This window comes from Micromonospora sp. IBHARD003, assembly GCF_056106285.1.
Genome location: NZ_JBWBBX010000001.1, coordinates 5,459,499 through 5,485,292, shown reverse-complemented (window position 1 = coordinate 5,485,292; position 25,794 = coordinate 5,459,499). Strand labels below are relative to the sequence as shown.

Here is a 25,794-nt window from a genome sequence, read left to right as displayed (position 1 = left end):
GCCTAACCTAAAGGAGAGCTAGTGTGAGGACCGAGGTCTTCCGTGACGCGTGGGGTATCCCGCATCTGCGTGCGGGCAGCGTGAACGAACTCGCCTACGCCCAGGGGCACAACGCAGCCCTCGACCGCGCCTGGCAACTGGAGGTCGAGCGGCACCGGGCGCAGGGCACCACAGCCGCCTTCCTGGGCGCCGAGGCACTCGCCTGGGACCGCTTCGCCCGGCAGGCGCGGCTCGAGGACACCGCCCGCCGCTGCTACGAGGCCCTCGACTCGGGGACCCGCGACTGGGTCGCCGCCTATGTCGAAGGGGTGCGCTCGGGTCTCGCGGAAGGCGCCGCGGCCGCACCGGAGTTCGCGAAGAGCGGGCTCGCCCCGGGTGAATGGCGGCCCTGGACCCCACTGGCGATCTGGCTGTCCACGCACATCCTCTTCGCCGGCTTCCCCACCAAGCTGTGGCGCGATGAGGTCGCACGGCGGCTCGGTGACGAGGCGATCGAGCTGTTCGCCGTGGACGGTCCCGGCACCGCCGGCTCCAACGGCTGGCTCGTGTCCACCGGACGCACCCGCACCGGCGCCCCGGTGATCGCGGGCGATCCGCACCGCTTCATCGAGGATCCCGGGGTCTATCAGCAGGTCCATCTGGTCTGCCCCGAATACGACGTCGTCGGCCTTGCCTTCCCCGGAGTGCCGGGCGTCGCCCACTTCGCCCACACCGGCACCGTCGCCTGGGCGATCACCAATGCCATGGCCGACTACCAGGACCTGTACCGGGAGCGGCTGCGGCGTACGGCCGACGGCGTCGAGGCCCTCGGCCCCGACGGCTGGCGCCCGGCCGCGCACCACACCGAGACGGTCGAGGTGGCCGGCGGGGATCCGGTCGCCGTCGAGGTGATCGAGACCGAACGCGGACCGGTCATCATCGGCGAGGCACCGGACGGCGACGAAGCCGTGGAGGCCATCAGCCTGCGCTACGTCCCTCGTGTCACCGCCGATCTCGGCTTCACCGCGATCGCCGAGCTGCTCAGGGCGCGCAGCGTCGCGGACGTGGACCGGGCCTTCGAGCGCTGGGTCGAACCGGTGAACGTGGTACTGGCCGCCGATACCTCGGGCGGGCTGCTGCACCGCACCGCGGGCCGGGTGCCGCTGCGTCAGCGGGACAACCGGCTGCGGGTGGTGCCGGCCTGGGAGCACGGACACGAGTGGCAGGGCATGCACGAGCCGATGCCGCGCTCCGAGGTGACGGACTTCGCGGTCATGGCCAACGAGCGGGTCCTGGCCGGTCCCCTCGGCGTGGAGTTCGCACCCCCGCACCGCGCGGACCGCATCGCCGAGTTGCTGCGCGCGTCGGACAGCTGGAACGCCCCCGGAATGGCGGCGGTCCACATGGACACGCATCTGGCGTCCGCCCGCCCGCTCCTCGACCTGATCGCGGGTCTCGACGGACTCGGCCCGGCAGCCGCCGCCCTGCGGGAGCGGCTGCTGGCCTGGGACCGGCGGATGGACGCCGACAGCACGACCGCCGCCGTGTACGCCGATGTACGGCACGCGGTGGTCCGGCGGATAGCCGCCCACCCGGAGCTGGACTGCCTCTCGGGCCCGCTGCCGTACCCGGCGGTCTTCCAGCCGTGGCTCGCCCTCGTCGTGAAGGTCGGTTTCGCCCTGGAGGGACTGCTGGCGACGGAACTGCTGCCGGGCATCGACCGGGCCGACGTCGTGCGCCAGGCACTCGAGGAGGTCGCGGCGGCTCCGGAGCCCGCCGCGTGGGGCGAACGGCACCGGCTGGCGCCCTGGCAGGCGCTGCCCCTGGCCGAGGAGCAGTGGCCCGGCATGGCCGGCGACCACGACTGCGTCCTGGCCACCTCCAGCGTTCCCGGGGTCACGGACCACGGCGCACGCGGTCCGGCGGCCCGCTATGTCTGGGACCTCGCGCGGCGCGAGGACAGCCTCTGGGTCGTCCCGCTGGGCGCCCGCGGCATCCCGGGCGATCCCCACCACCGCGACCAGCTGCCCCGCTGGCTGCGCGGCGAACTCGTCCCTGTCGTCACCGACTTCGACCGGCTCACCCCCGAGCACCCAACCAAGGAGAGACATGTCCGCTGAACCCGCGTACCGCACGGCCGTCTACGAGCAGACCGTCGACGGCTTCGGGACGATCGGCGTCCGTCCCGTGGACCCGGAGCACGACGCCGGCACCATCCACTCCTGGGGCGTCCAGGAGCGCGCCGCCTTCTGGGGCATGGGCGAGCTGACACGTGACATGGTCCGCGACATGTACCGGCACCTGGACTCGCTGACCACACATCACGCATGGATGGTCGAGTGCGGGGGCAGACCCGTGATGCTCTTCCAGACCTACGATCCCGGGGCCGACCGTGTCGGCGAGTGCTACGAGGTCAGACCCGGCGACATCGGCTTCCATCTGATGACCGGGGCCCCCGAGGGCCCCGGGCTCCCGGGCTACACCCGCTCCCTGCTGTCCTTCCTCGTCGGCTTCGTCTTCCGGGACCCTGGCGTCCGGAGGGTCGTGGCGGAACCCGATCTGCGGAACGCGAAGGCGATCGAGCGGCTCGTGCGCAGCGGTTTCGAGCTCGGCCCCGAGGTCGTGCTGCCCGAGGTCGACCTCCCCGAGGTGTTCCTGCCGCAGAAGCGGGCCCGGCTGGTCCTGCTCGACCGGGCGACGGTCGAGGCCGCGTACGCCTGAACCCCCCGGCGGTGCGGCCGGCGCGCCACCCGGCTCACTCCTCCCCCTCTTCCGTCCCGGGCACCACCCGCTTCTCCTCGGCGAAGTGGCACGCCGAGTCGTGCCTCACAGGTCCTTCCGACCGGTGGAACACTTCCGGGACCGCCAGTGCGGGCACCTCGACGGCGCACCGCTGCTGTGCCTTCCAGCAGCGGGTGCGGAAGCGGCAGCCGGAAGGGATGTCCGCCGGGGACGGGACGTCGCCGGTGAGGACGATCCTCCGGCCGCCGGCGCGCTCGCGCGCCCCGGGGTCCGGCACCGGGACAGCCGACAGCAGCGCCTGGGTGTACGGATGCGTCGGATGCTCGTAGATCCCCTGGTCGTCGCCGATCTCCACGATCTTGCCCAGGTACATCACCCCCACCCTGTCGGAGATATGACGCACGATCGACAGGTCGTGGGAGATGAACACATAGCTGAGCCTGAACTCGTCCTGCAGTTTCTCCAGCAGATTGACGACCTGCGCCTGCACGGACACATCGAGGGCGGACACGGGCTCGTCCGCCACGATGACCTCCGGCCGCAGTGCCAGACCGCGGGCGATGCCGATGCGCTGGCGCTGACCGCCCGAGAACTGGTGCGGGTAGCGGTTGACGTACTCCGGGTCGAGCCCCACGACTTCCAGCAACTCCCGCACCCGGCGCCGCCGGTCGCCCTTCGGCGCCACCTCCGGATGGATCTCGTAGGGCTCCCCGATGATGTCGCCGACCGTCATACGCGGGTTCAGCGAGGTGTAGGGGTCCTGGAACACCATCTGGATCTGGCGGCGGACCGCCTTGAGCGCCCGGCCGGACAGCGTGGTGATGTCGTCGCCCTTGTAGCGGATCCGCCCGCTCGTCGGCCGCTCCAGATGCACCAGCAGCCTCGCGAGCGTCGACTTCCCGCAACCCGACTCACCGACGATGCCCAGCGTCTCGCCCGGGAAGAGGTCGACGTCGACCCCGTCGACGGCCCTGACCTGACCCACCTGCTTCTTGAACAGGATGCCGCGGGTGAGCGGGTAGTGCTTGTGGAGCCCGCGCACCTCGATGATCGGCTCAGCCACGGAGGCACTCCCTCCAGAAGAAGCAGGCGCTACGCCGGTCCCGGTCCACTTCGGCGAGCTCCGGCTCGTCCGTCCTGCACACGTCCCTGGCCATCGGGCAGCGCGGATGGAAGGCGCAGCCGGACGGGATGTCCATCGGGTTCGGCGGCAGCCCCTTGATCGCGTACAGCTCCCGCCCCTTCCGGTCCAGACGCGGGATCGAGTCGAGCAGACCGCGTGTGTACGGGTGGGCGGGCGCCTTGTAGAGGTCGTGGACGGGCGCGGTCTCCACGATCCGGCCGGCGTACATCACCGCGATCTTGTCCGCGACGTCGGCGACGACCCCCAGGTCGTGCGTGATCAGGACCAGTCCCATGCGGTACTCGCGCCGGAGCTCCGCCAGCAGGTCCATCACCTGCGCCTGGACGGTGACGTCGAGCGCGGTGGTGGGCTCGTCGGCGATGATCAGGTCCGGCTCCAGGGCCAGCGCCATGGCGATCATGACGCGCTGGCGCATACCGCCGGAGAACTGGTGCGGATACTGGCCGGCACGCTCCTTGGCCGCGGGAATCCGCACCCGGTCCATCAGTTCGACGGCCCGGGCCCTCGCGTCCTTGCGCGACATGCCCCGGTGCACGGTGAACATCTCGCCGATCTGGTCGCCCACGGTCAGCACCGGGTTGAGGGCCGACAGGGCGTCCTGGAAGATCATGGCCATGGCGGCGCCGCGGATCCGCCGCCGCTCGTCCTCCCGGAGTTTCAGCAGATCCCGTCCCTGGAAGAGGACCTCACCGCCGGTGACCCGGCCGGGCGGGGTGTCGAGGATGCCCATGACGGCCTGGGCCGTGACGGACTTCCCGGAGCCCGACTCGCCGAGCACCGCGAGGGTCTCACCCGCGTCCACCGCGCAGCTGACGCCGTCGACGGCCCTGGCGACACCGTCCCTGGTGCGGAACTCCACGTGCAGATCGCGTACTTCGAGCAGCATGTCGGCGGGCTCCTCAGCGCAGTCTGGGGTCGAGAGCGTCACGGACCGCGTCGCCGAGCATGATGAACGCGAGGACGGTGACGGCGAGCGCACCGGCCGGCCAGAGCAGCATGTGCGGGGCGTTGCGGATGTACGGGGAAGCGGCGGAGATCTCGATACCCCAGGACACGCTGGGCGGCCGGAGCCCGACGCCGAGGTAGGAGAGGGTCGCCTCCAGGGCGACGTACGTACCGAGCGCGATGGTCGCCACGACGATCACCGGTGCCACCGCGTTGGGCGCGATGTGCCGAAGCAGCAGCCGTGTGTGCGACGCGCCGAGCGCCCGCGCGGCCTGGACGTAGTCGTTCTGTCTGACGGTGATCACCGCGCCCCGGGCGATGCGGGTGATCTGCGGCCAGCCCAGCAGCACCATGAATCCGATCACCGGCCAGACCGTGTTGCTGGTGACGACGGACAGCAGGACAAGTCCGCCGAGGACGACGGGGATGGCGAAGAAGACGTCGGTGAGCCGGGAAAGCAGGGAGTCCGCCGCACCGCCGAAGTACCCCGCGATCCCGCCGAGTACGGACCCGAGCAGCGCCACTCCCATGGTCGCGCAGACCCCGACGGTCATCGAGGTGCGGGCGCCGTAGACGACCCGGGTGTAGACGTCGCAGCCCTGGCCGTCGAAGCCGAAGGGATGGCCGGGCTGGGAGCCCTGCTGGGCCTTGGCGAGGTCGCAGTCGAGCGGATTGCCGGAGGCGATCAGCGAGGGCCACACCGAGATGACGACCAGGAAGAGGATGACCAGGGCGGAGAGGACGAAGACGGGGTTGCGGCGCAGATCGCGCCAGGCGTCGGACCACAGGCTCCGGGGGCGCCCCTTCGGTCCGGCGCCGAACGGGGCACCAGGTCCCGCCGCGCCCTGCTCCAGGGTCCCGCCCTCGCTCGTCGCGAGGTCCATCGCACCCCCGGCACCGGTCGGGGCGATGGCTCCCCCAGCTCCCCCCGCTCCCCCGGCGCCACCGGTTCCCCGGTCGTCGTATCGCGGCTCATGCATAGCGGATCCTCGGGTCGAGTACGGCGTACAGCAGGTCGACCAGCAGATTCACCACCAGGAACACCAGCACCAGCACGGTGACGAAGCCGACGACGGTCTGGGTGTTCTGGCGGAGGATGCCCTGGTAGAGCTGGTAGCCGACGCCATGGATGTTGAAGATGCGCTCGGTGACGATCGCTCCGCCCATCAGCGCGCCGATGTCGGCGCCGATGAAGGTGACCACCGGGATCAGCGAGTTGCGCAGCAGATGGCGGCCGATCACCCGGTGGCGCGGGAGCCCTTTGGCGATCGCGGTGCGGACGTAGTCGGCGCGCCGGTTCTCGGCGATGGACGTCCGGGTGAGCCGGGTGACATAGGCGAGGGACACGGAGGCGAGGACCAGCCCGGGGACGATCAGCTCACCCAGCGGCGCCTCGGAGGACACGGAGGGCCGGATCCAGCCCCACTCGACGCCGAGAAGCAGTTGCAGCAGCAGTCCGGTCACGAAGGTGGGGACGGAGATGACGACCAGGGTCAGCACCAGCACGGAGGTGTCGACGGGCCGCCCGCGCCGCAGTCCGGTGAGCACGCCGAGGGTGATGCCGATGACGATCTCGAAGAAGATCGCGACGAGGGTGAGCCGGATGGTGACCGGGAAGGCGGTGCCCATCAGCTCGGTGACGGGCTGTCCGTTGAAGGCCGTGCCGAAGTCACCGGTGAAGACATTGCCCATGTAGGTCAGGTATTGCTGCCAGACGGGCTTGTCGAGTCCGAACTCCCTGCGCAGCTGGGCGGCGGTCGCCGGATCGCACTGGCGCTCTCCGCACAGGCCGGCGACGGGGTCGCCCATCACGTTCACCATCAGGAAGATCAGCAGTGTGGCGCCGAAGAAGACGGGGACCATCTGCAGCAGACGCCGGATCACATAGCGTCCCATCACGGACTCCCTGGGGTCGTGCGGGTCCGGGCGAGCGGGCCGGGAGGCCGCCCGTCAGCCGGCGACCTTGATCTCGTTGTAGACGGGGACGCTGAACTGGTTCAGCGAGACATCGGCGATCCGGTCCGAATAGCCGGCGCTGCCGTTCTGGTACCAGAGCGGGATCGCCCCCATCTGGTCCCGCAGGACGCCCTCGGCCTTCTTGAAGGTGCCGACGGCCTTCGCCTGATCGGTCTCGGCGTTGGCCTCGTCGACGAGCCGGTCGAACTCCTCGTTCGTCCACTTGCCGTCGTTGGAGGAGGCGCCCGTGTAGTAGAGCGGCTGGAGGAAGTTCTGGATCAGGGGATAGTCCATCTGCCAGCCGGCCCGGAAGGGGCCGCTCATCTTGGACTGGGTGATCCGGTTGCGGTAGTCGGCGAAGGTCCCCACCGGGTTTCCGGTGCAGGCCCGGTTGTTGCCGAGGGCGTTGTTGATGGAGTTGCACACGGCGTCGACCCACTCCTTGTGCGAGCCGGCGTCCGCGTTGTACGAGATCGTCAGGCTGCCGCCGGGGATACCGCCTCCCTCGGCGATCAGTTTCTTCGCCTCGGCCGGGTCGTAGGTGCAGTACGTGCCGCAGAGCGAGTCGTCGAAACCCCCGTCGGGTCCGAGTACGGGCGAGGTCCAGTCCTTGGCGGGGGTGCGGGTCTTCATGAAGATCGTGTCGGTGATCTGCGGGCGGTTGATCGCCATGGACAGGCCCTGTCTGACCTTCTCCTGACCGGGCTTGTTCCAGGCCGGGTCGTAGTACGGGAAGGCCAGGGTCTGGATGATGCCGGCGGGGGTGTTGATGTAGCGGTCGCCGAGGTCGGCCTTCACGTTCCCCAGCTGCGAGGCGGGGATGTCGTCGACGAGGTCGAGGTTTCCGGCCGTCAGATCCGTGTAGGCGGTGTTGTTGTCCGTGTAGACCCTGAGGTCGATCCCGCCGTTCTGTGCCCTGTCGTCCCCTGGGTACCCGTCCCAGCGGCGCAGGGACATCTGCGAGCCCTTGGCGTAGGAGTCGACGGTGTACGGGCCGTTGCCGACGGGCTTGTTCAGCCAGGCGTCGTGGTCGGTGAAGAAGCTCTCGGGCAACGGCGAGAAGGCGGCGTAGCCGAGGGTCTCGGGCCAGGTGGAGAACTTCTGACTGAGCGTCACCGTGAAGGTCTGCGGGCCGGTCACCTTGAGGCCGGACAGGGTCTGGGCAGTGGGCTCGCCGGAGGTGGGGTGGACCTGGTCGTAGCCCTCGATGTAGCCGAAGAAGTAGGCGTTGCGCTGGTTGTTCTTCAGATGCGCGCCGTAGTTCCAGGCGTTCACGAAGGACTGCGCGGTGACGGGCTCTCCGTTGGAGAAGGTCCAGCCGTCCTTGACGGTGACGGTGAAGGTGGTCGAGTCCGTGGTGTCGATCTTCTCGGCGAGCATGTTCTGCGCCTCGCCGGTCTTCGGGTCGTAGCGCTTGAGACCACGGAAGATCATGTCGAGGACCTTGCCACCCTGGACCTCGTTGGTGTTCGCAGGCTCCAGCGGATTCTGCGGGTCACCCCAGGACGAGCTGACGATGCCGTCGGCCCCGGTGCCGCCCCCGCTCCCGCCGCCGCAGGCCGCCGTCGCGAGTGCGAGAGCGATCGCGGCGGCGGCCCGCGCGGCAGGTGGGGCATGCACGACCGGGCGCATGGGTGCCTCCTCGGGTCCGGGGAGACAAGTAGACCTCACTATCACCCCAAAACCTGACATTACGCGCAGTCATGGTGTCGGGGTGACTCCGAGGCCCTGTCCGCCCGGACAGGCCCCAGGAGCAGCGGCACGGCACCCGGACATGCCCAAGGGCGCCCCTCCCGGAGGAAGGGCGCCCTTGGACGGTGTACCTCGGTGGCCTGGCCCGGTCGCCGCTCAGGCCGCGTGGACCACGTCCTTCTCCTCGGCGAAGTGGCACGCCGACTCGTGCGCGGCCGGCGTGTCCGCGCCCTGGAAGCGCTCGGGGACCGCCAGCAGCGGCACCTCGGTGGCGCACTTCTCCTCGGCCTTCCAGCAGCGGGTCCGGAAGCGGCAGCCGGACGGCGGGTTCGCCGGCGACGGGACGTCACCGGTGAGGATGATCCGCTCGCGGCCCTCACGGGCATCCGGGTCAGGAACCGGGACCGCCGACAGCAGCGCCTGGGTGTAGGGGTGCGTCGGGTGGTCGTAGATCTGCACGTCCGTACCGATCTCGGCCATCTTGCCGAGGTACATCACGCCGACCCGGTCGGAGATGTGCCGGACGATCGACAGGTCGTGGGCGATGAAGACATAGGACAGGTTGAACTCGTCCTGGAGCTTCTCCATCAGGTTGATGACCTGCGCCTGCACGGAGACGTCGAGCGCGGAGACCGGCTCGTCGCAGATGATGATCTCCGGGTTGAGCGCCAGACCACGGGCGATGCCGATGCGCTGGCGCTGGCCGCCGGAGAACTGGTGCGGGTACCGGTTGATGTACTCCGGGTTCAGACCGACGACGTCGAGCAGCTCCTGCACCTTGCGGCGCCGGTCGCCCTTCGGAGCCACCTCGGGGTGGATGTCGAAGGGCTCGCCGATGATGTCGCCGACCGTCATACGCGGGTTCAGCGAGGTGTAGGGGTCCTGGAACACCATCTGGATGTTCCGGCGGACCGCCTTCAGCGCCCGTCCCGACAGCCGGGTGATGTCCTGGCCCTTGTAGAAGACCTCGCCGGAGGTCGCCCGCTCCAGCGACATCAGCAGCTTGGCGACGGTGGACTTGCCGCAGCCGGACTCGCCCACGATGCCGAGGGTCTCGCCCTGGTAGAGGTCGAAGGAGACCCCGTCCACGGCCTTGACGGCGCCGATCTGCTTCTTGAAGAGGATGCCCTGGGTCAGCGGGAAGTGCTTGACCAGGTTGCGCACCTGGAGGATCGGCTCGCCGCGGTCGACCGGAGCCTCGATGGCCGCTACGGCCTCGGCCTCGCTGCTCGCGTCGACCGTCTCGACCTCGGTGGTGTTCGGGGTCGCGTCCACGGCCTCATCCTTCCTGCTGGCCTCAGCCATGGATCGTCTCCTTCCAGAAGTGACACGCGCTGCCGCGGCCGGGCAGGTCGGTTCCGTCCTGCTCCGACACCGGGTGCAGAGCGGGGATCTCCGTGCGGCAGATGTCCTCGGCCTTCGGGCAGCGCGGGTTGAAGGCGCAGCCGGTCGGCACGTGGAGCAGGTTGGGCGGCAGGCCCTTGATCGCGTAGAGCTCCTGGCCCTTCTGGTCCAGGCGCGGGATCGAGTCGAGCAGACCCCTGGTGTACGGGTGGGCAGGGCGCTTGTACAGCTCGTGCACCGGCGCCTGCTCCACGATGCGGCCCGCGTACATCACGGCGATCTTGTCCGCGACGTCGGCGACGACACCGAGGTCGTGGGTGATCAGGATCAGACCCATGTTGTATTCGCGCTGGAGCTCCGCGAGCAGGTCCATGACCTGGGCCTGCACGGTCACGTCGAGCGCGGTCGTGGGCTCGTCCGCGATGATCAGGTCCGGCTCCAGCGCCAGCGCCATGGCGATCATGATGCGCTGGCGCATACCGCCGGAGAACTGGTGCGGGTAGTCGTTGACCCGTGCCGCGGCGGCCGGGATCTTGACCTTCTCCATCAGTTCGATGGCCCTGGCCTTGGCCTCCTTCTTGGAGAGGCCCTGGTGCACCCGGAACATCTCGCCGAGCTGGTAGCCGACGGTGAGCACCGGGTTGAGGGAGGACAGCGCGTCCTGGAAGATCATGGCGATCTTCTGGCCGCGGATCTGCCGGCGCTCCTCGAAGGACATCTTGAGCATGTCCTGGCCGCGGAAGAGGATCTCGCCCCGCGGGATCTTTCCGGGCGGCATGTCGAGGATGCCCATGATGGCCTGCGCGGTGACGGACTTGCCGGAGCCGGACTCGCCCAGCACGGCAAGTGTCTCCCCGGCGTTCACCGAGTAGTTGACTCCGTTGACGGCCTTGGCCACACCGTCCCGGGTATGGAACTCCACGTGCAGGTCGCGTACTTCGAGCAGCGGACCTTCGTGGTCCTCTCCGCCCCGAGGTGCGGGGACGGGCGCGGTCTTGTCGATGATGGTCACGTACGCCCTCCTCAGCGCAGCTTCGGGTCGAGGGCGTTGCGGACGGCTTCGCCGAGCATGATGAACGCCAGAACGGTGAGGGTCAGCATGATCGACGGGAACAGCAGGATGTGCGGCGCCGTACGGATCTGCGCGACGCCGGCGGAGATGTCGACACCCCAGGAGACGATCGGCGAGGCGAGGCCCAGGCCCAGGTAGGACAGGGTCGCTTCGGCGGAGATGTAGGCACCGAGCGCGATGGTCGCGACGACGATCACCGGAGCCATGGCGTTGGGCAGGATGTGCCGGAACAGGATCCGGGTCGTCCCTGCGCCGAGCGCCTTGGCCGCGTGGACGTAGTCGGCTTCCTTGACGGTGATCACCGCACCGCGCATGACGCGGGTGATCTGGGTCCAGCCGAGGAACGCCAGGGCGAAGACGACCACCCAGATGGTGCGCTCCGTGAAGGACTGGAGGACGACCATGGCGCCGAGCAGGAACGGGATGCCGAAGAAGATGTCGGTGAGCCGGGAGAGCACCGCGTCGAGGATGCCGCCGAAGTAGCCGGCGATCATGCCCAGGATGCCGCCGAAGACCGTGACGATCAGGGTGACGCAGACGCCCACGATGATCGAGGCACGCGTGCCGTGGATCAGCCGGGCGTACACGGAACGGCCCTGGCCGTCCCAACCCAGCCAGCTGTCCGAGCCGATCTTGCTCAGCTCCGGCTTGCCCAGGTAGTGGTGCACCAGGTCGCCCGCCGTGGGCGAGACGCCGGTGAACCAGGTGGGGAAGGCCGTGATCACCAGCAGCAGCACGATGAGAACGGACGACACCAGGAAGTACGGGTTGCGGCGCAGGTCCCGCCAGGCATCTCCCCAGAGGCTGCGCGGCTTCTCCTGCTTCGCGGGCGCGGCCTCCGCCACGGCTGCCGCGTCCACGGGCTCCGTCGACGGGGCGGCGGTCTTGGTCGCGTCAGGCATACCGGATCCTCGGGTCCAGGACCGCGTACAGCAGGTCGATGAGCAGGCTGGTGACCAGGTAGACGAGCACCAGGATGGTGACGAGGCCGACGAGGGTGGTGCCCTCACGCCGGCTGATGGACTCGTAGATGAGCCCGCCGACGCCCTTGACGTTGAAGATGCCTTCGGTGACGACCGCGCCGCCCATGAGGGCGCCGATGTCGGTGCCGAGGAAGGTGACGACGGGGATCATCGAGTTGCGCATCAGGTGCACACCGATCACCCGGCGCTTGGGCAGGCCCTTGGCGACAGCCGTGCGCATGTAGTCGGCACGCAGGTTCTCCGCCATGGAGGTCCGGGTGAGCCTGGCCACATAGGCGAGTGACAGACCACCCAGCACGATGGCGGGGGCGATCATCTCGGAGAGCAACTGGTCGTTGCTGACGTTCGGATCGATCCAGTGCAGTTGGAAGGCGAAGACCACCTTGATGATGTAGCCGAGCACGAACACCGGGATCGCGATGATCAGCAGGGTGAAGATCAGGATCGCGTTGTCGGCGAGACGGCCGGCCCGCAGGCCGCCGACGATGCCGAGGCCGATGCCGAAGACGAGCTCGAAGACAAAGGCCAGGGCCGCGAGCTGCAACGTGATGGGGAACGCACCAGCCATCACTTCGGTGACCGGGCGACCATTGCGGATCTGGTTGCCGAAGTCGAAGTGCAGGATGATGTCGATCATGTAGTTCCAGTACTGCTGCCAGATCGGCAGATCCAGCCCCAGTTCGTGTCTCTTCCTGGCGAGCGTCGCCGGGTCTGCGCCCTTGTCGCCGAACAGGCCCAGCACAGGGTCGCCGGGCAGGCTGTAGACCATGAAGAAGATCAGAAAGGTTGTCCCGAGAAATACCGGGATCATCTGGAGCAGTCGTCGTGCGACATAGCGCCCCATCATGCCTCCGTTGAGATGTGACAGCCGCAGCCGAACGGCCCTCCCCCGCCGTCCGCGCACCTCTCGGGCACACGAACGGCGTGGAAGGGCCCCCCAGCCACTACGTAAGGCGCCGTTGCGGGGATGGCCGGAACGCCATCCCCGCAGCGGCTGCGGACTACGCCTGGGCGCTTACTTCTTGACCTCGACGCCGGTCAGGATCGGGTCGCCGTCCTGGCCGTACTTGACGCCGGAGACCTTCTCCGAGTAGCCCGCGTTGACCTTGTAGTACCAGAGCGGGATCGACGGCATGTAGTTGACCAGGTCCTTCTCGATGGCCTGGAACTGCTTCACCGACTCGTCGAGCGTGGCGGCGGTGTCCGCGGCCGCGATCTTCGTGTCGAGCGTCTTGTTGGTGAATCCACCCTGGTTGCCCGCCGCACCGGTGCGGAACAGGTCACTGATGAAGTTGGAGTTGACGGGGTAGTCCAGCACCCAGCCGGACCGGTAGATCGACTTGACCTGCTGGTTCTTACGAGCGGTCAGGTCGGCCTGGAAATCGGGCTTGCTGTCACCGGTGCACTTGACGCCGGTGGCCTGGGTGATGCTGTTGCAGACGGCGTCGACCCACTCCTTGTGGCCGCCGTCCGCGTTGAACTGGATGGTGATGGCGTTGTTCGGGACGCCACCGCCGGCCTTGATGAGCTCCTTGGCCTTGGCCGGGTCGAACTTGGTGACGTCGCCCGCGGCGTTCTCCTGGAAGCCCAGGACGCCCTTGGCGACCCAGCCGGTGGCCGGCTCGCGGGTGCCCTGGAGCACCGTCTTGGTGATCGTGTCGCGGTCGATCGCCATGGACAGACCCTGGACGACCTTCGGGTCGACAGCCTTCGGCTTCTTCCACTGGTCCGCGTAGAAGGCGATGGCCAGCGTCTGGACGGCCGAGTAGGCCTGGTCCACGGCGCGGGCACCGAGGTCCTGGCGGTAGACCGGCAGGTCCTTCGGGCCGATCTGGCGCAGGACGTCGACGTTGCCGGACTTCAGGTCCTCGTAGGCGGCCTCGAGGGTGGTGTAGTTCTTGAAGACCACACCGCCGTTCTTCGCCTTGTTCGGGCCCTTGTAGGCGTCGTAGCGGACGATCTTGATCTGCTTCTTGTGGTCCCAGCTCTCGAACTTGTAGGGACCGTTGCCGACCGGCTTCTCCGCGGCGGCCTTCGGGTCCTTGTAGAAGGACGCCGGCAGCGGGGCGAAGACGATGTAGGCGAGCTTGTGGCCGAAGGCCGGGGTGGGCTTCGCCAGCTCGATGGTGAAGGTGCTGTCGTCGACGACCTTCAGACCCTCCATGGCCTCGGCGGTCGGCTTGGCGCCTTCCTTCTCCGGGTGGACGGCGTCGAAGCCCTTGATGTCCGCGAACCAGGAGGACAGGCCCATGGCGTTCTTGACGTTGGCGTTCCAGTTCCACGCGTCCACGTAGGACTTGGCGGTCACCGGGGTGCCGTCGTGGAAGGTCCAGCCCTTCTTGAGCTTGACGGTCCACGTCTTCGAGTCTTTGGTGTCCACCGACTCGGCGTTGATCATCTCCAGCGAGCCGTCGGCCTTGTAGTCGACGAGCTGCGAGTACAGACCCGCCATGACCGCGGAGCCGTTGGACTCCATGGTGTCGCCGGTGTACAGCAGCTTCTCCGGCTCACCGAGCTCGACGGAGAAGATGCCGTTCGGGTCCACTTCGCCCTTGGCGTCAGAACCGCTGTCCTTGCCACCGCCACAGGCGGTCGCAGAAAGGGCAACGATGATCGCGCCCACGACCCACTTGGCGCTCTTGGCACCGCGCATGGGTTCCTCCTCATGAGTTGTCACATCAAGAAAGGCACAAAAAGATCGCCGACACCCCTGACGGCGATGACTTCCGGTACCCCGAGTGCTCGTGAGTCGGCGCTCCCCAACAGCGCGTGACCCATTGACCCGAGCTCAGTGGAGCCAACTATTAAGGAGGTCTGAGCTGTAAACCACACTTAAAGGGTCTCGTTTTGACAACATCAGTGCAGCGAACCGGCCCAAAATCCGGACAAAACGATAACAGACAGACACCCGCGAAACGGACCGTTAACACATGATTCCGGAGGGCGGCGTTCGATAAACGGACACTTCGCCCACGCTCGGGTGCAGAAAATGGATTGACCGCGGAGGCCGTTCGACCGCAAGATCCACGGCGCCGAGCCCGTCCGGCCACAGCATCCGCACCACCGGGAACGGCCGTATCGGTACCGCGGCACTCGCTCCGTCGTGTGCGGACCTGCCCACGAGCCCCGGGTTCAGGCCGCAGGCCTGCCCCACGAGGTGCACGAAGACGCCTATCGGCCCGCCAGGTAGCACCCGGAAGAAGCAGACGGTACCGCACACCCGCCCACGGTGGTCCCGAGATGGCCGAAAGACAGCTTGACGCGGTGCCGTCGAACGACGTAGCCCACGACCGTCGTTCGCAGCCCCGTCGTTCGCGGTCCCGCCGTCCGCAGCCCCGCCGTCCGCGGCTCCGCCCGCATACACGCCCGGATCGCCCTCCGGGGCGTTCCCGAGACGCTCCCGGGCGCTCCCGGCCTCGTTTGGGACCCCGGCGGCTACGACGTGCCAACGGCGAAGGCTGCGGCCGGGAAACCCGGCCGCAGCCTTCCTGCGTGCGTCAACCGCGCTCGGTGCGCGGGGTGGTTCAGCCGTGCTTGGCGCGCGACGCCGCGCGGGCACGCTCGCGCGCGTCCAGGTTCACCTTGCGGATACGCACGGCCTCCGGGGTGACCTCCACGCACTCGTCGTCGCGGCAGAACTCCAGGGACTGCTCCAGCGAGAGCTTGCGCGGCGGCACGATGGACTCCGCGACATCGGCCGTGGAGGAGCGCATGTTGGTGAGCTTCTTCTCCTTGGTGATGTTCACGTCCATGTCGTCGGAGCGCGAGTTCTCGCCGACGATCATGCCCTCGTAGACCTCGGTGCCCGGCTCCACGAAGAGAACGCCGCGCTCCTGGAGGTTCGTCATCGCGAAGCCGGTGACGGACCCAGAGCGGTCGGCGACCAGCGAGCCGTTGTTACGGGTCGTCAGGGTGCCGAACCAGGGCTCGTGGCCCTCGTGGATGGAGTGCGCGATACCGGTGCCGCGGGTGTTGGTCAGGAACTCCGTACGGAAGCCGATGAGGCCACGGGAGGGCACGACGAACTCCATACGGACCCAGCCGGAGCCGTGGTTGGACATGTTGTCCATCCGGCCCTTGCGGACGCCCATGAGCTGCGTGACCGCACCCATGTGCTCCTCGGGCACGTCGATCGTCATGCGCTCGACCGGCTCGTGGACCTTGCCGTCGACCTCCTTGGTGACGACCTGCGGCTTGCCGATGGTCAGCTCGAAGCCCTCACGGCGCATCTGCTCGACCAGGATGGCCAGCGCCAGCTCGCCGCGGCCCTGGACCTCCCAGGCGTCGGGGCGCTCGGTGTCGAGAACGCGCAGCGAGACGTTACCGATCAGCTCGCGGTCGAGACGGTCCTTGACCTGGCGGGCGGTGACCTTGCGGTCCTTGACCGCGGCCTTGTTGTCCGCGCCCTTTCCGGTGCCGCCGCGGCCGACCAGCGGCGAGGTGTTCGTGCCGATGGTCATCGAGATCGCGGGCTCGTCGACCGTGATCAGCGGCAGCGCGACCGGGTTCTCCGGGTCGGCCAGCGTCTCGCCGATCATGATGTCGGGGATACCGGCGACGGCGCAGATGTCGCCCGGGCCCGCCTTCTCGGCCGGCTTGCGGGTGAGCGCCTCGGTCATCATCAGCTCGGTGATGCGGACGTTGGCGATCGAGCCGTCCCGCTTGATCCAGGCGACGGTCTGGCCCTTGCGCAGCTCGCCCTCCTCGACGCGGAGCAGCGCGATACGGCCGAGGAAGTTGTCGGCGTCGAGGTTGGTGACATGGGCCTGGAGCGGCGCCTCGTCGTCGTACGTCGGGGCCGGGATGTGCTCCAGGATCGTGGAGAAGAACGGCTCCAGGCTCTCGCTGTCCGCCGGGACGGTGCCGTCCTCCGGCTTGGTCAGCGAGGCGATGCCGTCACGGCCGCAGGCATAGACGATCGGGAACTCGATCTGTTCCTCGTCGGCGTCCAGGTCGAGGAAGAGGTCGTAGGTCTCGTTGACGACCTCGTCGATCCGGGAGTCCGGACGGTCCGTCTTGTTGATGCACAGGATGACCGGCATCCGGCGCTGCAGCGCCTTGCGGAGCACGAAGCGGGTCTGCGGCAGCGGACCCTCGGAGGCGTCCACCAGGAGCACCACGCCGTCGACCATCGACAGTCCGCGCTCGACCTCGCCGCCGAAGTCGGCGTGGCCTGGGGTGTCGATGATGTTGATCGTGATCGGGGCCCCGCCATCCTTGGGGTGGTACTTCACCGCCGTGTTCTTGGCGAGGATCGTGATGCCCTTCTCACGCTCCAGGTCGTTCGAGTCCATGACCCGGTCGTCGACGGAGTCGAGCTGGTGCGCGGCGAAGGCTCCGGCCTGCTTCAGCATGGCGTCGACGATGGTCGTCTTGCCGTGGTCGACGTGGGCGACGATGGCGACGTTGCGGATGTCGTGGCGCGTGGGCATGGGTGGCTTGCGCTTCTCTCGGATCGTGGGATGCGGCGTCTGTGTGCTCGTACGCCCGCCGGGCGGACGCGCCACGGCTCTGTCCATGGTACGGGGCGGGCCGGGAAAGGGGCTCCCCGGCCCGATCCGAGGAGGGCTGGGGAGCCGTGCGGGGAAGCTGCGGAGCTGCTTGGGGAAGCTACGGAGCCGTTCGGAAAAGACGCGGAAAAGACGCGGGAAAACAGCGAGCGCGAGGCTCGGGTACTCGGGTACTCGGGTCAAGAGTCAGACATGACCTTGCCCGCCGGGGGCTCCGGCGGGCAAGGGACTTGAGCTGGTTCTGAGGTTCCCGGTGTGCTGCCCTGGTGCGCGGCGCGCGGCGCGGCAACCGTGCCGCGATACCGGCTAGGGCATCTCGTTCTTCCGGTTCTTCTGGTTCGTTGTGTTTTTCGACTCCCGGAATCCGATGTCCTGGTAGCGCGGTGACGCGAATCCGAAGGCGCCCACGTTGGCGAGATCGTTCTTGACCGCCACCAGCTGCGGGCGCTGATAGAGCGGAATCGAGCCCGCGGCGGCCCAGATGTGCGCGTCCGCCTGCTTCACCAGCTCCACGGAGTCCTTCTGGTCGAGTTCGGACAGCGCCTTCTCGAACAATTGGTCGATACGGTCCGTGCCGACCCGGGTGTAGTTCAGCTCCACGAGCAGCGAGCCGTCCGCGGCCGGCCGGGGCTTGGCGAAGATCGGCCGGGCGTCGGTCGCGGGGAACGCGCTGGTGGGCCAGGAGTAGAGGGCGAGGTCGTAGTCGCCGGACGCGATGTGGTCCCTGAAGTAGCTCTCGTCGGCGACCTTGGTGATCTCGGTGCGGATGCCGACGTCCTCCAGCATGCGGACGATCCGGTTGCCGACACTGCGCAAGGTCCCCGAGCCCGCTCCCGAGGGGACGACGAACCGCAGGGTGAGCGGCTTGCCGTCCTTGCCGAGCGGGCCGCGCGCCGGGCGTCCGGCCGAGCCGGCGGGGGCGGGTGCACGAGTGCCGATCGGGGCGTACGCGCCGGCCATGCCGCCGCCCTGCTTCGCGTCCGCGTCCCTGTCACCGGCGGCGGAGTCGTCGTACGTCCCGTCACCGAAGTGCCCGTCCGGAACGGGGGCGCTGTCGAGGGCGTCGGCCTGGCGGCGCAGGGCCGCGCGCTGCAGGGCGGCGGTGCGGGCGGGGGCGAGGACGTTCCATCCGGCCTCACGGCGGGGGACCACGTCTCCCGGTTTGTCGTCGTCGCCGACGGCGTAGGGGCCGTCGTCGGACGCGTCGTCCTCCGCGTAGCCGTCCGCCTCGTCGTCCGACGTGGGGTTCGCCGCCATGGTGTCCGTACCCTCGGCGCCTTCCGCGGATGCGGAGTCGTCGCGGCCGTCCGCATCCACCCCGGCTCCGGTGCCGTACTGGCTCTCGGATCCGTCGTGGGTCCAGGCGCCGCCCCCGGTCGCCGAACCGTTTCCGGTCGCCGAGCCGTCCCCGGCGACGCCGTCGGAGGCACCGCCGTCCGGCGCCGCGGTGCCGGGGCTCTGCCCGGCGGGACCGCCGCCGGCCGGGCTCTTCGCGGCGGGGCTCTTGGGCGTCCGGCCCCTGTCGGCGTCCGCCCCCGCCCCGGCCTTGGTCCCGTCGGGCGCCTTCTCGCGCGCTCCCTCCCTGGTCCAGCCCGCGTCGGCGAGCAGGGCCTGGGCTTCCTCGGTGTCATGGCCGCCGAGCGCCGCGCTGCTGTCGGCATACGCCTGCTGCCCCGCGAGCGCCAGATGGCTGCCGACCGGCTGCGCGGGCAGGCCGAGCGGCTTGAGCGCGATCTCCGCGAGCGCCTTGCGGTCGAGCGCGCGGGCGACGGCGCGACGGACCCGCTCGTCCGACAGCGGCCCGGACTCCCCGTTGAGCGCGAGCTGGGTGTACGCGGGCTCCAGCGACTTGCGGACGGTGAAGTCGCGGAGCGCGTTCTGCTCGGTCACGTACTCCGCGAACGCGGCCTCCCCCCGTCCGCCCGCCAGCTGCGCCGTCTCGGCCTCGTCCTCGTCGGCGCCGTAGGCCTTGGCCAGGGACTGCGTCGCGGACCCGGCTCCTCCCGCGCCCGGAGACCGGCCAGCGGGTCCGTTCTTCCCGTCCCGTACGGCGACGGCGATCCGGTCGGCGACGTTCCGGTCGATATCCGCCACGTCGACGGTCCCCCTGGCGAGCGCCGCGGCGCGCTGGTCGCGCGGGACGGCACGCAGGACGACCGAGTCGAGCCTGGCGGGCTCGCCCCACCAGCGCGGGTTGCGCACCAGCGTCACCGTGCCGGCGTTGCGGTCGGCCGCCTGCAGCATGAAGGGGCCGGCCGAGGTCTTCAGCGCGTTCCGGGCCTCGTCGTTGAAGGCGTTCGGCGCCCCCATGATCTCCTTGGGGTAGAGCGGGGTGAACAGGGCCTGCCAGTCGGCGTACGGCTTGGCGAAGGTGACCCGGACCTCCAGGTCGTTCTTGCCGCGCTCGATCTTCTCGATCCGGTCGTAGCCGGCGTTGCGCGCGCTCCAGTACGCCGTGTTCCTGCCGCTCAGCGCCTGCCACTGGGCGACGAAGTCGGGCGCTCCGAGCTCACGGCCGTTGCTCCAGACCGCCTGCTGGCTGATCTTGTAGACGACGACCTGCTTGGGCTCGCGCGCCACGATCTCGGCCGATGCCAGATAGTCCGCGTTGCGCTGCGGACGGCCGCGCTCGTCGAGCGTGAAGAGGGAGGGGAGCACCGCGCCGGTGACACGGGAGGTGCCGGCGTCGGCGTCGGCCTGGAAGGCGTTGAACGTGGCGGGCACGACCTCGACGGCCCAGCGCAGGGTGCCGCCGTCGTCGAGCTGCTCACGGGCGACGGGGCCGATGTCCATGGGCACCGGCTTCTCGCGGGACCCCAGCTGCGATGTGGTGCATCCGGTCAGCGCGGGCAGCGCGATCACACCGCCGGCGATCAGGGCGACGGAGCGCAGGGTCCTGCGGCGCAACCGGCGCAAGGCGACGACGTCGGACATGGCCTGTACCTCTTCGTCCTGGTTCGGGAATTTGGAGATGATCACACCTATTGCGCCTACACTGAAAGGCACGGCGGGCGGGGCGTGCCGCCGACACGGCGGAACCGCTCGTAAGCCCACCCGTGCGGCCCACCGGGGACGCCCCCTTCCGGGTGGCGCGCGCCGCGAATCGGTGCACGCGCCTTCACAACAGGGGATGTGACGCGCGACACTGCCAGGCGCACAAAGAGCCCTCTGGGGAGCGACCCCCAGACACCCGCATGCCACCCGCGACCGCGGAAGTGAGGGCAATACATGTCCCTGCAGGACGATTTGACTGCCGTCAAGCGCAGTCTCGACGACCTGGTCCGTACGGTCGATCGGCTGGAGCGGAGCCTCACCCACATGCGTGGGGACGCCCCCCCTGCCAAGTCGGCCCACCGCCCCGAGGACCTGGTCAGCATTCCCGACACTCCGTACGACAGCACGCTGTGGACGGATTCGGACGACGAGGGTCTGGGCGCGCGCGACCGACACGCGCCCTAGGGGGGTGTCTTCCGGACCTTGCCGGGTTCGCGTGCCGAGGCACGCACACGACCCGAAGGACATGTCCTAGGAGACCTCGTTGGCCACAGGCACCCAACCTCATAGCGAAACGGGCGTGCACGACGCCTCGCGCGCCGCCATCGCACCCCGCCATCTCCGGACCGACCGCTGGTGGCTGGCGCCCGCCGTCACCGCGGCCGGTCTGCTCGCCTTCGTCGTCTACTCGACCTGGCGGGCCTTCGCCAACAGCGACTACTACGCCGCGCCGTACGTCTCACCGTTCTACTCGCCCTGCCTCGCCGAGAACTGCGAGACGATGAGGGGCGGACCCAACTGGGAGATCTTCGGCAGCTGGTGGAGCCTTTCCCCTGCGCTGCTGATCCTGATCTTCCCGCTCGGCTTCCGGCTGACCTGCTACTACTACCGCAAGGCCTACTACCGGGGCTTCTGGGCGTCTCCCCCGGCCTGTGCGGTCGCCGAGCCGCACCGGAAGTACACGGGCGAGACCCGGTTCCCGCTGATCCTGCAGAACATCCACCGGTACTTCTTCTATCTGGCGCTGCCGGTCGCGGGCATCCTCACCTACGACACGGTGCTGGCGTTCCGCGACGAGCACTACGCCTGGGGCCACATGGGTCTCGGCACCGTCGTCTTCCTCGTCAACATCGTGCTGATCTGGGCGTACACCCTCTCCTGTCACTCCTGCCGGCACATCATCGGCGGGCGGTTGAAGCACTTCTCCAAGAACCCCGTGCGCTATCGGCTGTGGGGCCTGGTGAGCAGGCTGAACGAGCGCCACATGCTGCTCGCCTGGGCGTCGTTGGTCAGCGTCGCGCTCGCGGACTTCTATGTGTATCTGCTCGCCACCGGCGCCTTCGCCGATCCGCGCTTCTTCTAGGGAAGGTGCTCATCGATGACCGAGCTGGAACGCCAGGAGTGGGACGTCGTCGTGGTCGGCGCGGGCGGCGCGGGACTGCGCGCCGCCATCGAGGCCCGCGAGCAGGGCGCCCGTACCGCCGTGATCTGCAAGTCGCTGTTCGGCAAGGCGCATACGGTCATGGCGGAAGGGGGGATCGCCGCCTCCATGGCCAATGTGAACGCCCACGACAACTGGCAGGTCCACTTCCGAGACACGATGCGCGGCGGGAAGTTCCTCAACCAGTGGCGGATGGCGGAGCTGCACGCCCAGGAGGCGCCCGAGCGGGTGTGGGAACTGGAGACGTGGGGCGCGCTCTTCGACCGCACGAAGGACGGGAAGATCTCCCAGCGCAACTTCGGCGGGCACGAGTACCCGCGCCTCGCCCATGTCGGCGACCGGACCGGCCTGGAGCTGATCAGGACCCTCCAGCAGAAGATCGTCTCCCTGCAGCAGGAGGACAAGGCCGAGTTCGGCGACTACGAGGCGCGGCTGAAGGTCTTCCAGGAGTGCACGGTGACGCGCGTGCTCAAGGACGGCGAGCAAAGCGAGGAGGGGGCACCCTCCGGCCTCAGTCCCGGGGGAAGGATTTCGGGGGTCTTCTGCTACGAGCGCGAGTCGGGCCGCTTCTTCGTACTGGAGGCGCCCGCGGTCGTGCTGGCCACCGGTGGCATCGGCAAGTCCTTCAAGGTGACGTCCAACTCGTGGGAGTACACGGGCGACGGGCATGCGCTGGCCCTGCTCGCCGGTGCTCCCCTGCTCAACATGGAGTTCGTGCAGTTCCATCCGACCGGGATGGTCTGGCCGCCGTCGGTGAAGGGCATTCTCGTCACCGAGTCGGTGCGTGGCGACGGAGGGGTGCTACGCAACAGCGACGGCAAGCGGTTCATGTTCGACTACATCCCGGATGTCTTCAAGGAGAAGTACGCGGAGTCCGAGGCGGAGGGCGACCGCTGGTACGAGGACCCGGACAACAACCGCCGGCCGCCCGAACTGCTCCCCCGTGACGAGGTCGCGCGTGCCATCAACGCCGAGGTGAAGGCAGGACGGGGATCCCCGCACGGCGGGGTGTTCCTCGACGTGTCGACACGGATGCCCGGCGAGGTCATCCGCAGGCGGCTGCCGTCCATGTACCACCAGTTCAAGGAGCTGGCCGACGTGGACATCACGGCGGAGGCGATGGAGGTCGGGCCGACCTGTCACTACGTGATGGGCGGTATCGCCGTCGACTCCGAAACGGCGGCGGCGGTCGGCGTGCCCGGGCTGTACGCGGCGGGCGAGGTCGCGGGCGGTATGCACGGCTCCAACCGGCTCGGCGGCAACTCGCTCTCCGATCTGCTGGTGTTCGGCCGACGGGCGGGTCTGTACGCCGCGCAGTACGCGTCCGCGCTCGGCGGGACCAGGCCGGTGGTGGACGGGGCCCAGATCGACACGGCCGCGGCCGAGGCGCTGCGGCCCTTCAGCCCGGAGGGCCAGGAACCGGGCGAGGCTCCCGAGAATCCGTACACCCTGCACCAGGAACTCCAGCAGGCCATGAACGATCTCGTCGGCATCATCCGGCGCGAGGCGGAGATGGTGCAGGCTCTGAAGAAGCTGGCCGAGCTCAGGGTCCGGGCACGGCGCGCGGGGGTGGAGGGGCACCGGCAGTTCAACCCGGGCTGGCACCTCTCCCTGGATCTGCGCAACATGCTGCTGGTCAGCGAGTGCATCGCCCGCTCGGCGCTGGAGCGCGCCGAGAGCCGCGGCGGGCACACCCGCGAGGACTTCCCGGGGATGGAACGCGAGTGGCGCAGGATCAATCTGCTGTGCCGGCTCGCCGACCCCACGGGTGCGCTCGCGGTCAGCGACCCGGCACGGGGCCGGATCGAACTCGTACGGAAGACCACGGAGCCCATCCGCAACGACCTGCTCGCCCTTTTCGAGAAAGAGGAGCTGGTCAAGTACCTCGCCGAAGAGGAGCTGTACGCATGAGCACGTACGACGCTCGGTTCAGGGTCTGGCGGGGCGACCAGGCGGGGGGTGAACTCACGGACTTCACGGTCGAGGTGCACGACGGCGAGGTCGTCCTCGACATCATCCACCGGCTGCAGGCCACCCAGGCACCCGATCTGGCGGTGCGCTGGAATTGCAAGGCGGGCAAGTGCGGTTCGTGCAGTGCGGAGATCAACGGACGTCCGCGGCTGCTGTGCATGACCCGGATGTCGGTCTTCTCGCGCGAGGAGACGATCTCTGTGACACCGCTGCGGGCCTTCCCCGTGGTGCGCGATCTGGTGACAGACGTCTCCTTCAACTACGCCAAAGCCCGTGAGGTCCCCGCGTTCGTGCCGCCGCCCGGTGTCGCCGCGGGCGAATACCGGATGCAGCAGGCCGACGTGGATCGCTCCCAGGAGTTCCGGAAGTGCATCGAGTGCTTCCTGTGCCAGGACACCTGTCATGTGGTCCGTGACCACGAGGAGAACAAACCCGCCTTCGCGGGGCCACGGTTCCTCATGCGTGTCGCGGAGCTGGACATGCATCCCCTGGACGCCGCCGCCGAGTCCGGTCTGGACCGCAAGCGCGCGGCCCAGGAGGAACACGGTCTGGGCTACTGCAACATCACCAAGTGCTGTACGGAGGTGTGCCCCGAGGGCATCAAGATCACCGACAATGCGCTGATCCCGCTGAAGGAACGCGCCGTGGACCGCAAGTACGACCCGTTGGTCTGGCTGGGGAGCAAGATCCGCCGCCGCACCCCGTGACGCGGCACTGGGCAGTGCCCGGCGCCCTCTCGTGACGGCGCCGGGCGGCCCGTCAGAGCCACCCCTTGCGATAGGCCTCCCAGTCCCCCTCCTCTGCAGCGAAGTCGACGTAGAGCGCCACGCCGAACCGCTCCCGTCCGGGGTCCGTACGCCCGAGCCCCAGACGGGTGCCGCGGACCGCGGCGGCCACCGACTCGGCGTTCTCCCAGTGCCCGAGGTCGTCCTCATGGAAGAACGGCAGCCCCATGAGCACATCGGTGCCCTCCGGAGCCGCTTCGAGCGCGAGCGAGGTCTGCTGGGCGACATAGCCGCCGTAGAGGCTCTCGAGCGGCATCCAGGTGTCGTACGACATCACGGCTATCTGGTCCACCCGGCGGGCCACCTCGCCGAAGAACTCCTGCGACCACCACTTGCCCCGTCCGGTGAGCGCGCTGTTGACCGCATGCGCGGCCGGCAGCGGGTCTATCTGGTGGGCGGCCACCGAGAGCGGAACACGACGCCGTGTCGTGAGCGCCCGGAGTTCGTCGAGCAGTGACAGATAGTCACGGTCGCCCGAGTGCAGGGGCTCCAGATCGAAGTGGACCCCGTCGAAGCCGGCGTCCAGCACCTGGCCGGTGGAACGCACCACCGCGTCACGGGTGGCTCTGTCCGGCAACCTCAACCCGTCCGGTGATTCGGTGGCAAGCCTGTCGCCCAGCCATGCCTGCACCCTCACTCCGGGCATGGTGCGGTGCACGCCGTCGATCAGCCATCGTGCCCGTGCATAGCGGGCGGCGGGCAGCGTCCCGTCGTGCTCCAACGGGCCCGCGTGCACATACAGATCGCGTATCCCCGTGCCCCGTATCCGCCCGGCGAAGGCCTTGAGGTCGGCGTCCTTCTTCCGGCCGTCGACCCAGGCGTGGCCGAGCCAGACGGCGTCCTTCCCGCGGGTACCGGTGCCCTTCTCGTACTCCCCGGCGTAGTTCAGCCGCAGAGCCACGCCCGCGGTCGTGACGGGCACGACCAGGAGCACGGCGACCACGAGCCCGATGCGCCGGGGCCAGCGCAGCCGCGGACTCCCGAGCAGTGCGCGAACGCGCCGCATCACGGCGCGCGGTTGTCCCTTCAACAGATCCCCCGTCAGCTGTGGTGTCCGGTTCGGCAGTGCGTACCGATGCCGATACTGGCACCTGGCATTGGCACTGGCATTGGTCTCCAACACTAGACTCCGCTACTGACAGTGACGACCCTCAGGGGGCGATCCTGGCGACTACCCGCCATCGCGTGCCATGCGGCCGTACGGGTAATGCCCCTGCGGCACCCCGCAGCCACGCG

General features: G+C 68.9%; 18 protein-coding genes and 1 pseudogene. 6 read left to right on the top strand and 13 right to left on the bottom strand.

Annotated features, from left to right (window positions below; genetic code table 11):
* Positions 1 to 23: 23 nt before the first annotated feature.
* A complete protein-coding gene (locus tag ACTWOL_RS24425; RefSeq protein WP_474298913.1) occupies positions 24 to 2,099 on the top strand; it encodes a penicillin acylase family protein in 2,076 nt (691 codons plus the stop codon).
* Positions 2,089 to 2,700, top strand: a complete 612-nt coding sequence (locus ACTWOL_RS24420; RefSeq protein WP_474298912.1) for a GNAT family N-acetyltransferase — start codon at positions 2,089 to 2,091, stop codon at positions 2,698 to 2,700. The genes ACTWOL_RS24425 and ACTWOL_RS24420 overlap by 11 nt, the downstream gene beginning before the upstream one ends.
* A 34-nt stretch (positions 2,701 to 2,734) precedes the next feature.
* Here ACTWOL_RS24420 and ACTWOL_RS24415 read toward each other — a convergent pair whose 3' ends face one another.
* The 12 genes from ACTWOL_RS24415 to ACTWOL_RS24360 all read right to left on the bottom strand — a co-directional run bounded on the left by ACTWOL_RS24415 (position 2,735) and on the right by ACTWOL_RS24360 (position 20,346).
* Entirely contained in the window at positions 2,735 to 3,784 is a 1,050-nt protein-coding gene (locus tag ACTWOL_RS24415; RefSeq protein ID WP_474298911.1) for an ABC transporter ATP-binding protein, read from the bottom strand.
* Positions 3,777 to 4,751: an ABC transporter ATP-binding protein gene (locus tag ACTWOL_RS24410; RefSeq protein ID WP_474298910.1), complete on the bottom strand. Its 975-nt coding sequence runs from the start codon at positions 4,749 to 4,751 to the stop codon at positions 3,777 to 3,779. The genes ACTWOL_RS24415 and ACTWOL_RS24410 overlap by 8 nt, the downstream gene beginning before the upstream one ends.
* Before the next feature lie 13 nt (positions 4,752 to 4,764).
* On the bottom strand, positions 4,765 to 5,790 hold the full coding sequence (locus ACTWOL_RS24405; RefSeq protein ID WP_474298909.1) for an ABC transporter permease: 1,026 nt from the start codon (positions 5,788 to 5,790) through the stop codon (positions 4,765 to 4,767).
* Positions 5,783 to 6,706 carry an ABC transporter permease gene (locus tag ACTWOL_RS24400; RefSeq protein WP_474298908.1) on the bottom strand — a complete coding sequence of 308 codons (924 nt, stop codon included), beginning with the start codon at positions 6,704 to 6,706 and terminating at the stop codon, positions 5,783 to 5,785. The genes ACTWOL_RS24405 and ACTWOL_RS24400 overlap by 8 nt, the downstream gene beginning before the upstream one ends.
* 54 nt (positions 6,707 to 6,760) lie before the next feature.
* On the bottom strand, positions 6,761 to 8,398 hold the full coding sequence (locus ACTWOL_RS24395) for a peptide ABC transporter substrate-binding protein (protein WP_474298906.1): 1,638 nt from the start codon (positions 8,396 to 8,398) through the stop codon (positions 6,761 to 6,763).
* 216 nt (positions 8,399 to 8,614) lie between these two features.
* Complete coding sequence (locus ACTWOL_RS24390) at positions 8,615 to 9,763, bottom strand: ABC transporter ATP-binding protein (RefSeq protein WP_474298905.1); 1,149 nt, start codon at positions 9,761 to 9,763, stop codon at positions 8,615 to 8,617.
* Positions 9,756 to 10,808 (bottom strand): ABC transporter ATP-binding protein, encoded by a 1,053-nt coding sequence (locus ACTWOL_RS24385; protein WP_474301247.1) that lies wholly within the window; start codon positions 10,806 to 10,808, stop codon positions 9,756 to 9,758. The genes ACTWOL_RS24390 and ACTWOL_RS24385 overlap by 8 nt, the downstream gene beginning before the upstream one ends.
* A 17-nt stretch (positions 10,809 to 10,825) precedes the next feature.
* On the bottom strand, positions 10,826 to 11,776 hold the full coding sequence (locus ACTWOL_RS24380; RefSeq protein WP_474298904.1) for an ABC transporter permease: 951 nt from the start codon (positions 11,774 to 11,776) through the stop codon (positions 10,826 to 10,828).
* On the bottom strand, positions 11,769 to 12,704 hold the full coding sequence (locus ACTWOL_RS24375) for an ABC transporter permease (RefSeq protein WP_474298903.1): 936 nt from the start codon (positions 12,702 to 12,704) through the stop codon (positions 11,769 to 11,771). The genes ACTWOL_RS24380 and ACTWOL_RS24375 overlap by 8 nt, the downstream gene beginning before the upstream one ends.
* A gap of 168 nt (positions 12,705 to 12,872) precedes the next feature.
* Positions 12,873 to 14,510, bottom strand: coding sequence for a peptide ABC transporter substrate-binding protein (locus tag ACTWOL_RS24370; RefSeq protein WP_474298901.1), 1,638 nt, complete (start codon positions 14,508 to 14,510; stop codon positions 12,873 to 12,875).
* 871 nt (positions 14,511 to 15,381) lie between these two features.
* The gene (typA, locus tag ACTWOL_RS24365) at positions 15,382 to 17,289 is read right to left on the bottom strand and encodes a translational GTPase TypA (RefSeq protein ID WP_474298900.1); all 1,908 of its coding nucleotides are present in this window, start codon (positions 17,287 to 17,289) and stop codon (positions 15,382 to 15,384) included.
* Positions 17,290 to 17,673: 384 nt separating this feature from the next.
* Complete coding sequence (locus tag ACTWOL_RS24360; RefSeq protein WP_474298899.1) at positions 17,674 to 20,346, bottom strand: ABC transporter substrate-binding protein; 2,673 nt, start codon at positions 20,344 to 20,346, stop codon at positions 17,674 to 17,676.
* Between the two features lie 249 nt (positions 20,347 to 20,595).
* On the opposite strand from ACTWOL_RS24360, the gene ACTWOL_RS24355 reads away from it, so the two are divergent.
* The 4 genes and pseudogenes from ACTWOL_RS24355 to ACTWOL_RS24340 all read left to right on the top strand — a co-directional run.
* Positions 20,596 to 20,826, top strand: coding sequence for a hypothetical protein (locus ACTWOL_RS24355; protein ID WP_474298898.1), 231 nt, complete (start codon positions 20,596 to 20,598; stop codon positions 20,824 to 20,826).
* A 115-nt stretch (positions 20,827 to 20,941) separates the two neighbouring features.
* Positions 20,942 to 21,724 (top strand): hypothetical protein, encoded by a 783-nt coding sequence (locus ACTWOL_RS24350; RefSeq protein ID WP_474298897.1) that lies wholly within the window; start codon positions 20,942 to 20,944, stop codon positions 21,722 to 21,724.
* A 15-nt stretch (positions 21,725 to 21,739) separates the two neighbouring features.
* Positions 21,740 to 23,713 (top strand): fumarate reductase/succinate dehydrogenase flavoprotein subunit, encoded by a 1,974-nt coding sequence (locus ACTWOL_RS24345; RefSeq protein ID WP_474298896.1) that lies wholly within the window; start codon positions 21,740 to 21,742, stop codon positions 23,711 to 23,713.
* Positions 23,710 to 24,471, top strand: a pseudogene (locus ACTWOL_RS24340) (succinate dehydrogenase/fumarate reductase iron-sulfur subunit); the annotation flags it as partial. The gene ACTWOL_RS24345 and the pseudogene ACTWOL_RS24340, both read left to right, overlap by 4 nt.
* Positions 24,472 to 24,532: 61 nt before the next feature.
* Here ACTWOL_RS24340 and ACTWOL_RS24335 read toward each other — a convergent pair.
* Positions 24,533 to 25,564 (bottom strand): glycoside hydrolase family 18 protein, encoded by a 1,032-nt coding sequence (locus ACTWOL_RS24335; RefSeq protein WP_474298895.1) that lies wholly within the window; start codon positions 25,562 to 25,564, stop codon positions 24,533 to 24,535.
* Positions 25,565 to 25,794: the final 230 nt, after the last annotated feature.

Bases quoted from the DNA above. Each gene is read 5' to 3' on its own strand.
- ACTWOL_RS24375 (WP_474298903.1), bottom strand. From the start codon at position 12,704: ATGATGGGGCGCTATGTCGCACGACGACTGCTCCAGATGATCCCGGTA.
- ACTWOL_RS24400 (WP_474298908.1), bottom strand. From the start codon at position 6,706: ATGGGACGCTATGTGATCCGGCGTCTGCTGCAGATGGTCCCCGTCTTC.
- ACTWOL_RS24370 (WP_474298901.1), bottom strand. From the start codon at position 14,510: ATGCGCGGTGCCAAGAGCGCCAAGTGGGTCGTGGGCGCGATCATCGTT.
- ACTWOL_RS24345 (WP_474298896.1), top strand. From the start codon at position 21,740: ATGACCGAGCTGGAACGCCAGGAGTGGGACGTCGTCGTGGTCGGCGCG.
- typA (WP_474298900.1), bottom strand. From the start codon at position 17,289: ATGCCCACGCGCCACGACATCCGCAACGTCGCCATCGTCGCCCACGTC.
- ACTWOL_RS24355 (WP_474298898.1), top strand. From the start codon at position 20,596: ATGTCCCTGCAGGACGATTTGACTGCCGTCAAGCGCAGTCTCGACGAC.
- ACTWOL_RS24335 (WP_474298895.1), bottom strand. From the start codon at position 25,564: ATGCGGCGCGTTCGCGCACTGCTCGGGAGTCCGCGGCTGCGCTGGCCC.
- ACTWOL_RS24395 (WP_474298906.1), bottom strand. From the start codon at position 8,398: ATGCGCCCGGTCGTGCATGCCCCACCTGCCGCGCGGGCCGCCGCCGCG.
- ACTWOL_RS24380 (WP_474298904.1), bottom strand. From the start codon at position 11,776: ATGCCTGACGCGACCAAGACCGCCGCCCCGTCGACGGAGCCCGTGGAC.
- ACTWOL_RS24405 (WP_474298909.1), bottom strand. From the start codon at position 5,790: ATGCATGAGCCGCGATACGACGACCGGGGAACCGGTGGCGCCGGGGGA.
- ACTWOL_RS24410 (WP_474298910.1), bottom strand. From the start codon at position 4,751: ATGCTGCTCGAAGTACGCGATCTGCACGTGGAGTTCCGCACCAGGGAC.
- ACTWOL_RS24390 (WP_474298905.1), bottom strand. From the start codon at position 9,763: ATGGCTGAGGCCAGCAGGAAGGATGAGGCCGTGGACGCGACCCCGAAC.
- ACTWOL_RS24420 (WP_474298912.1), top strand. From the start codon at position 2,089: ATGTCCGCTGAACCCGCGTACCGCACGGCCGTCTACGAGCAGACCGTC.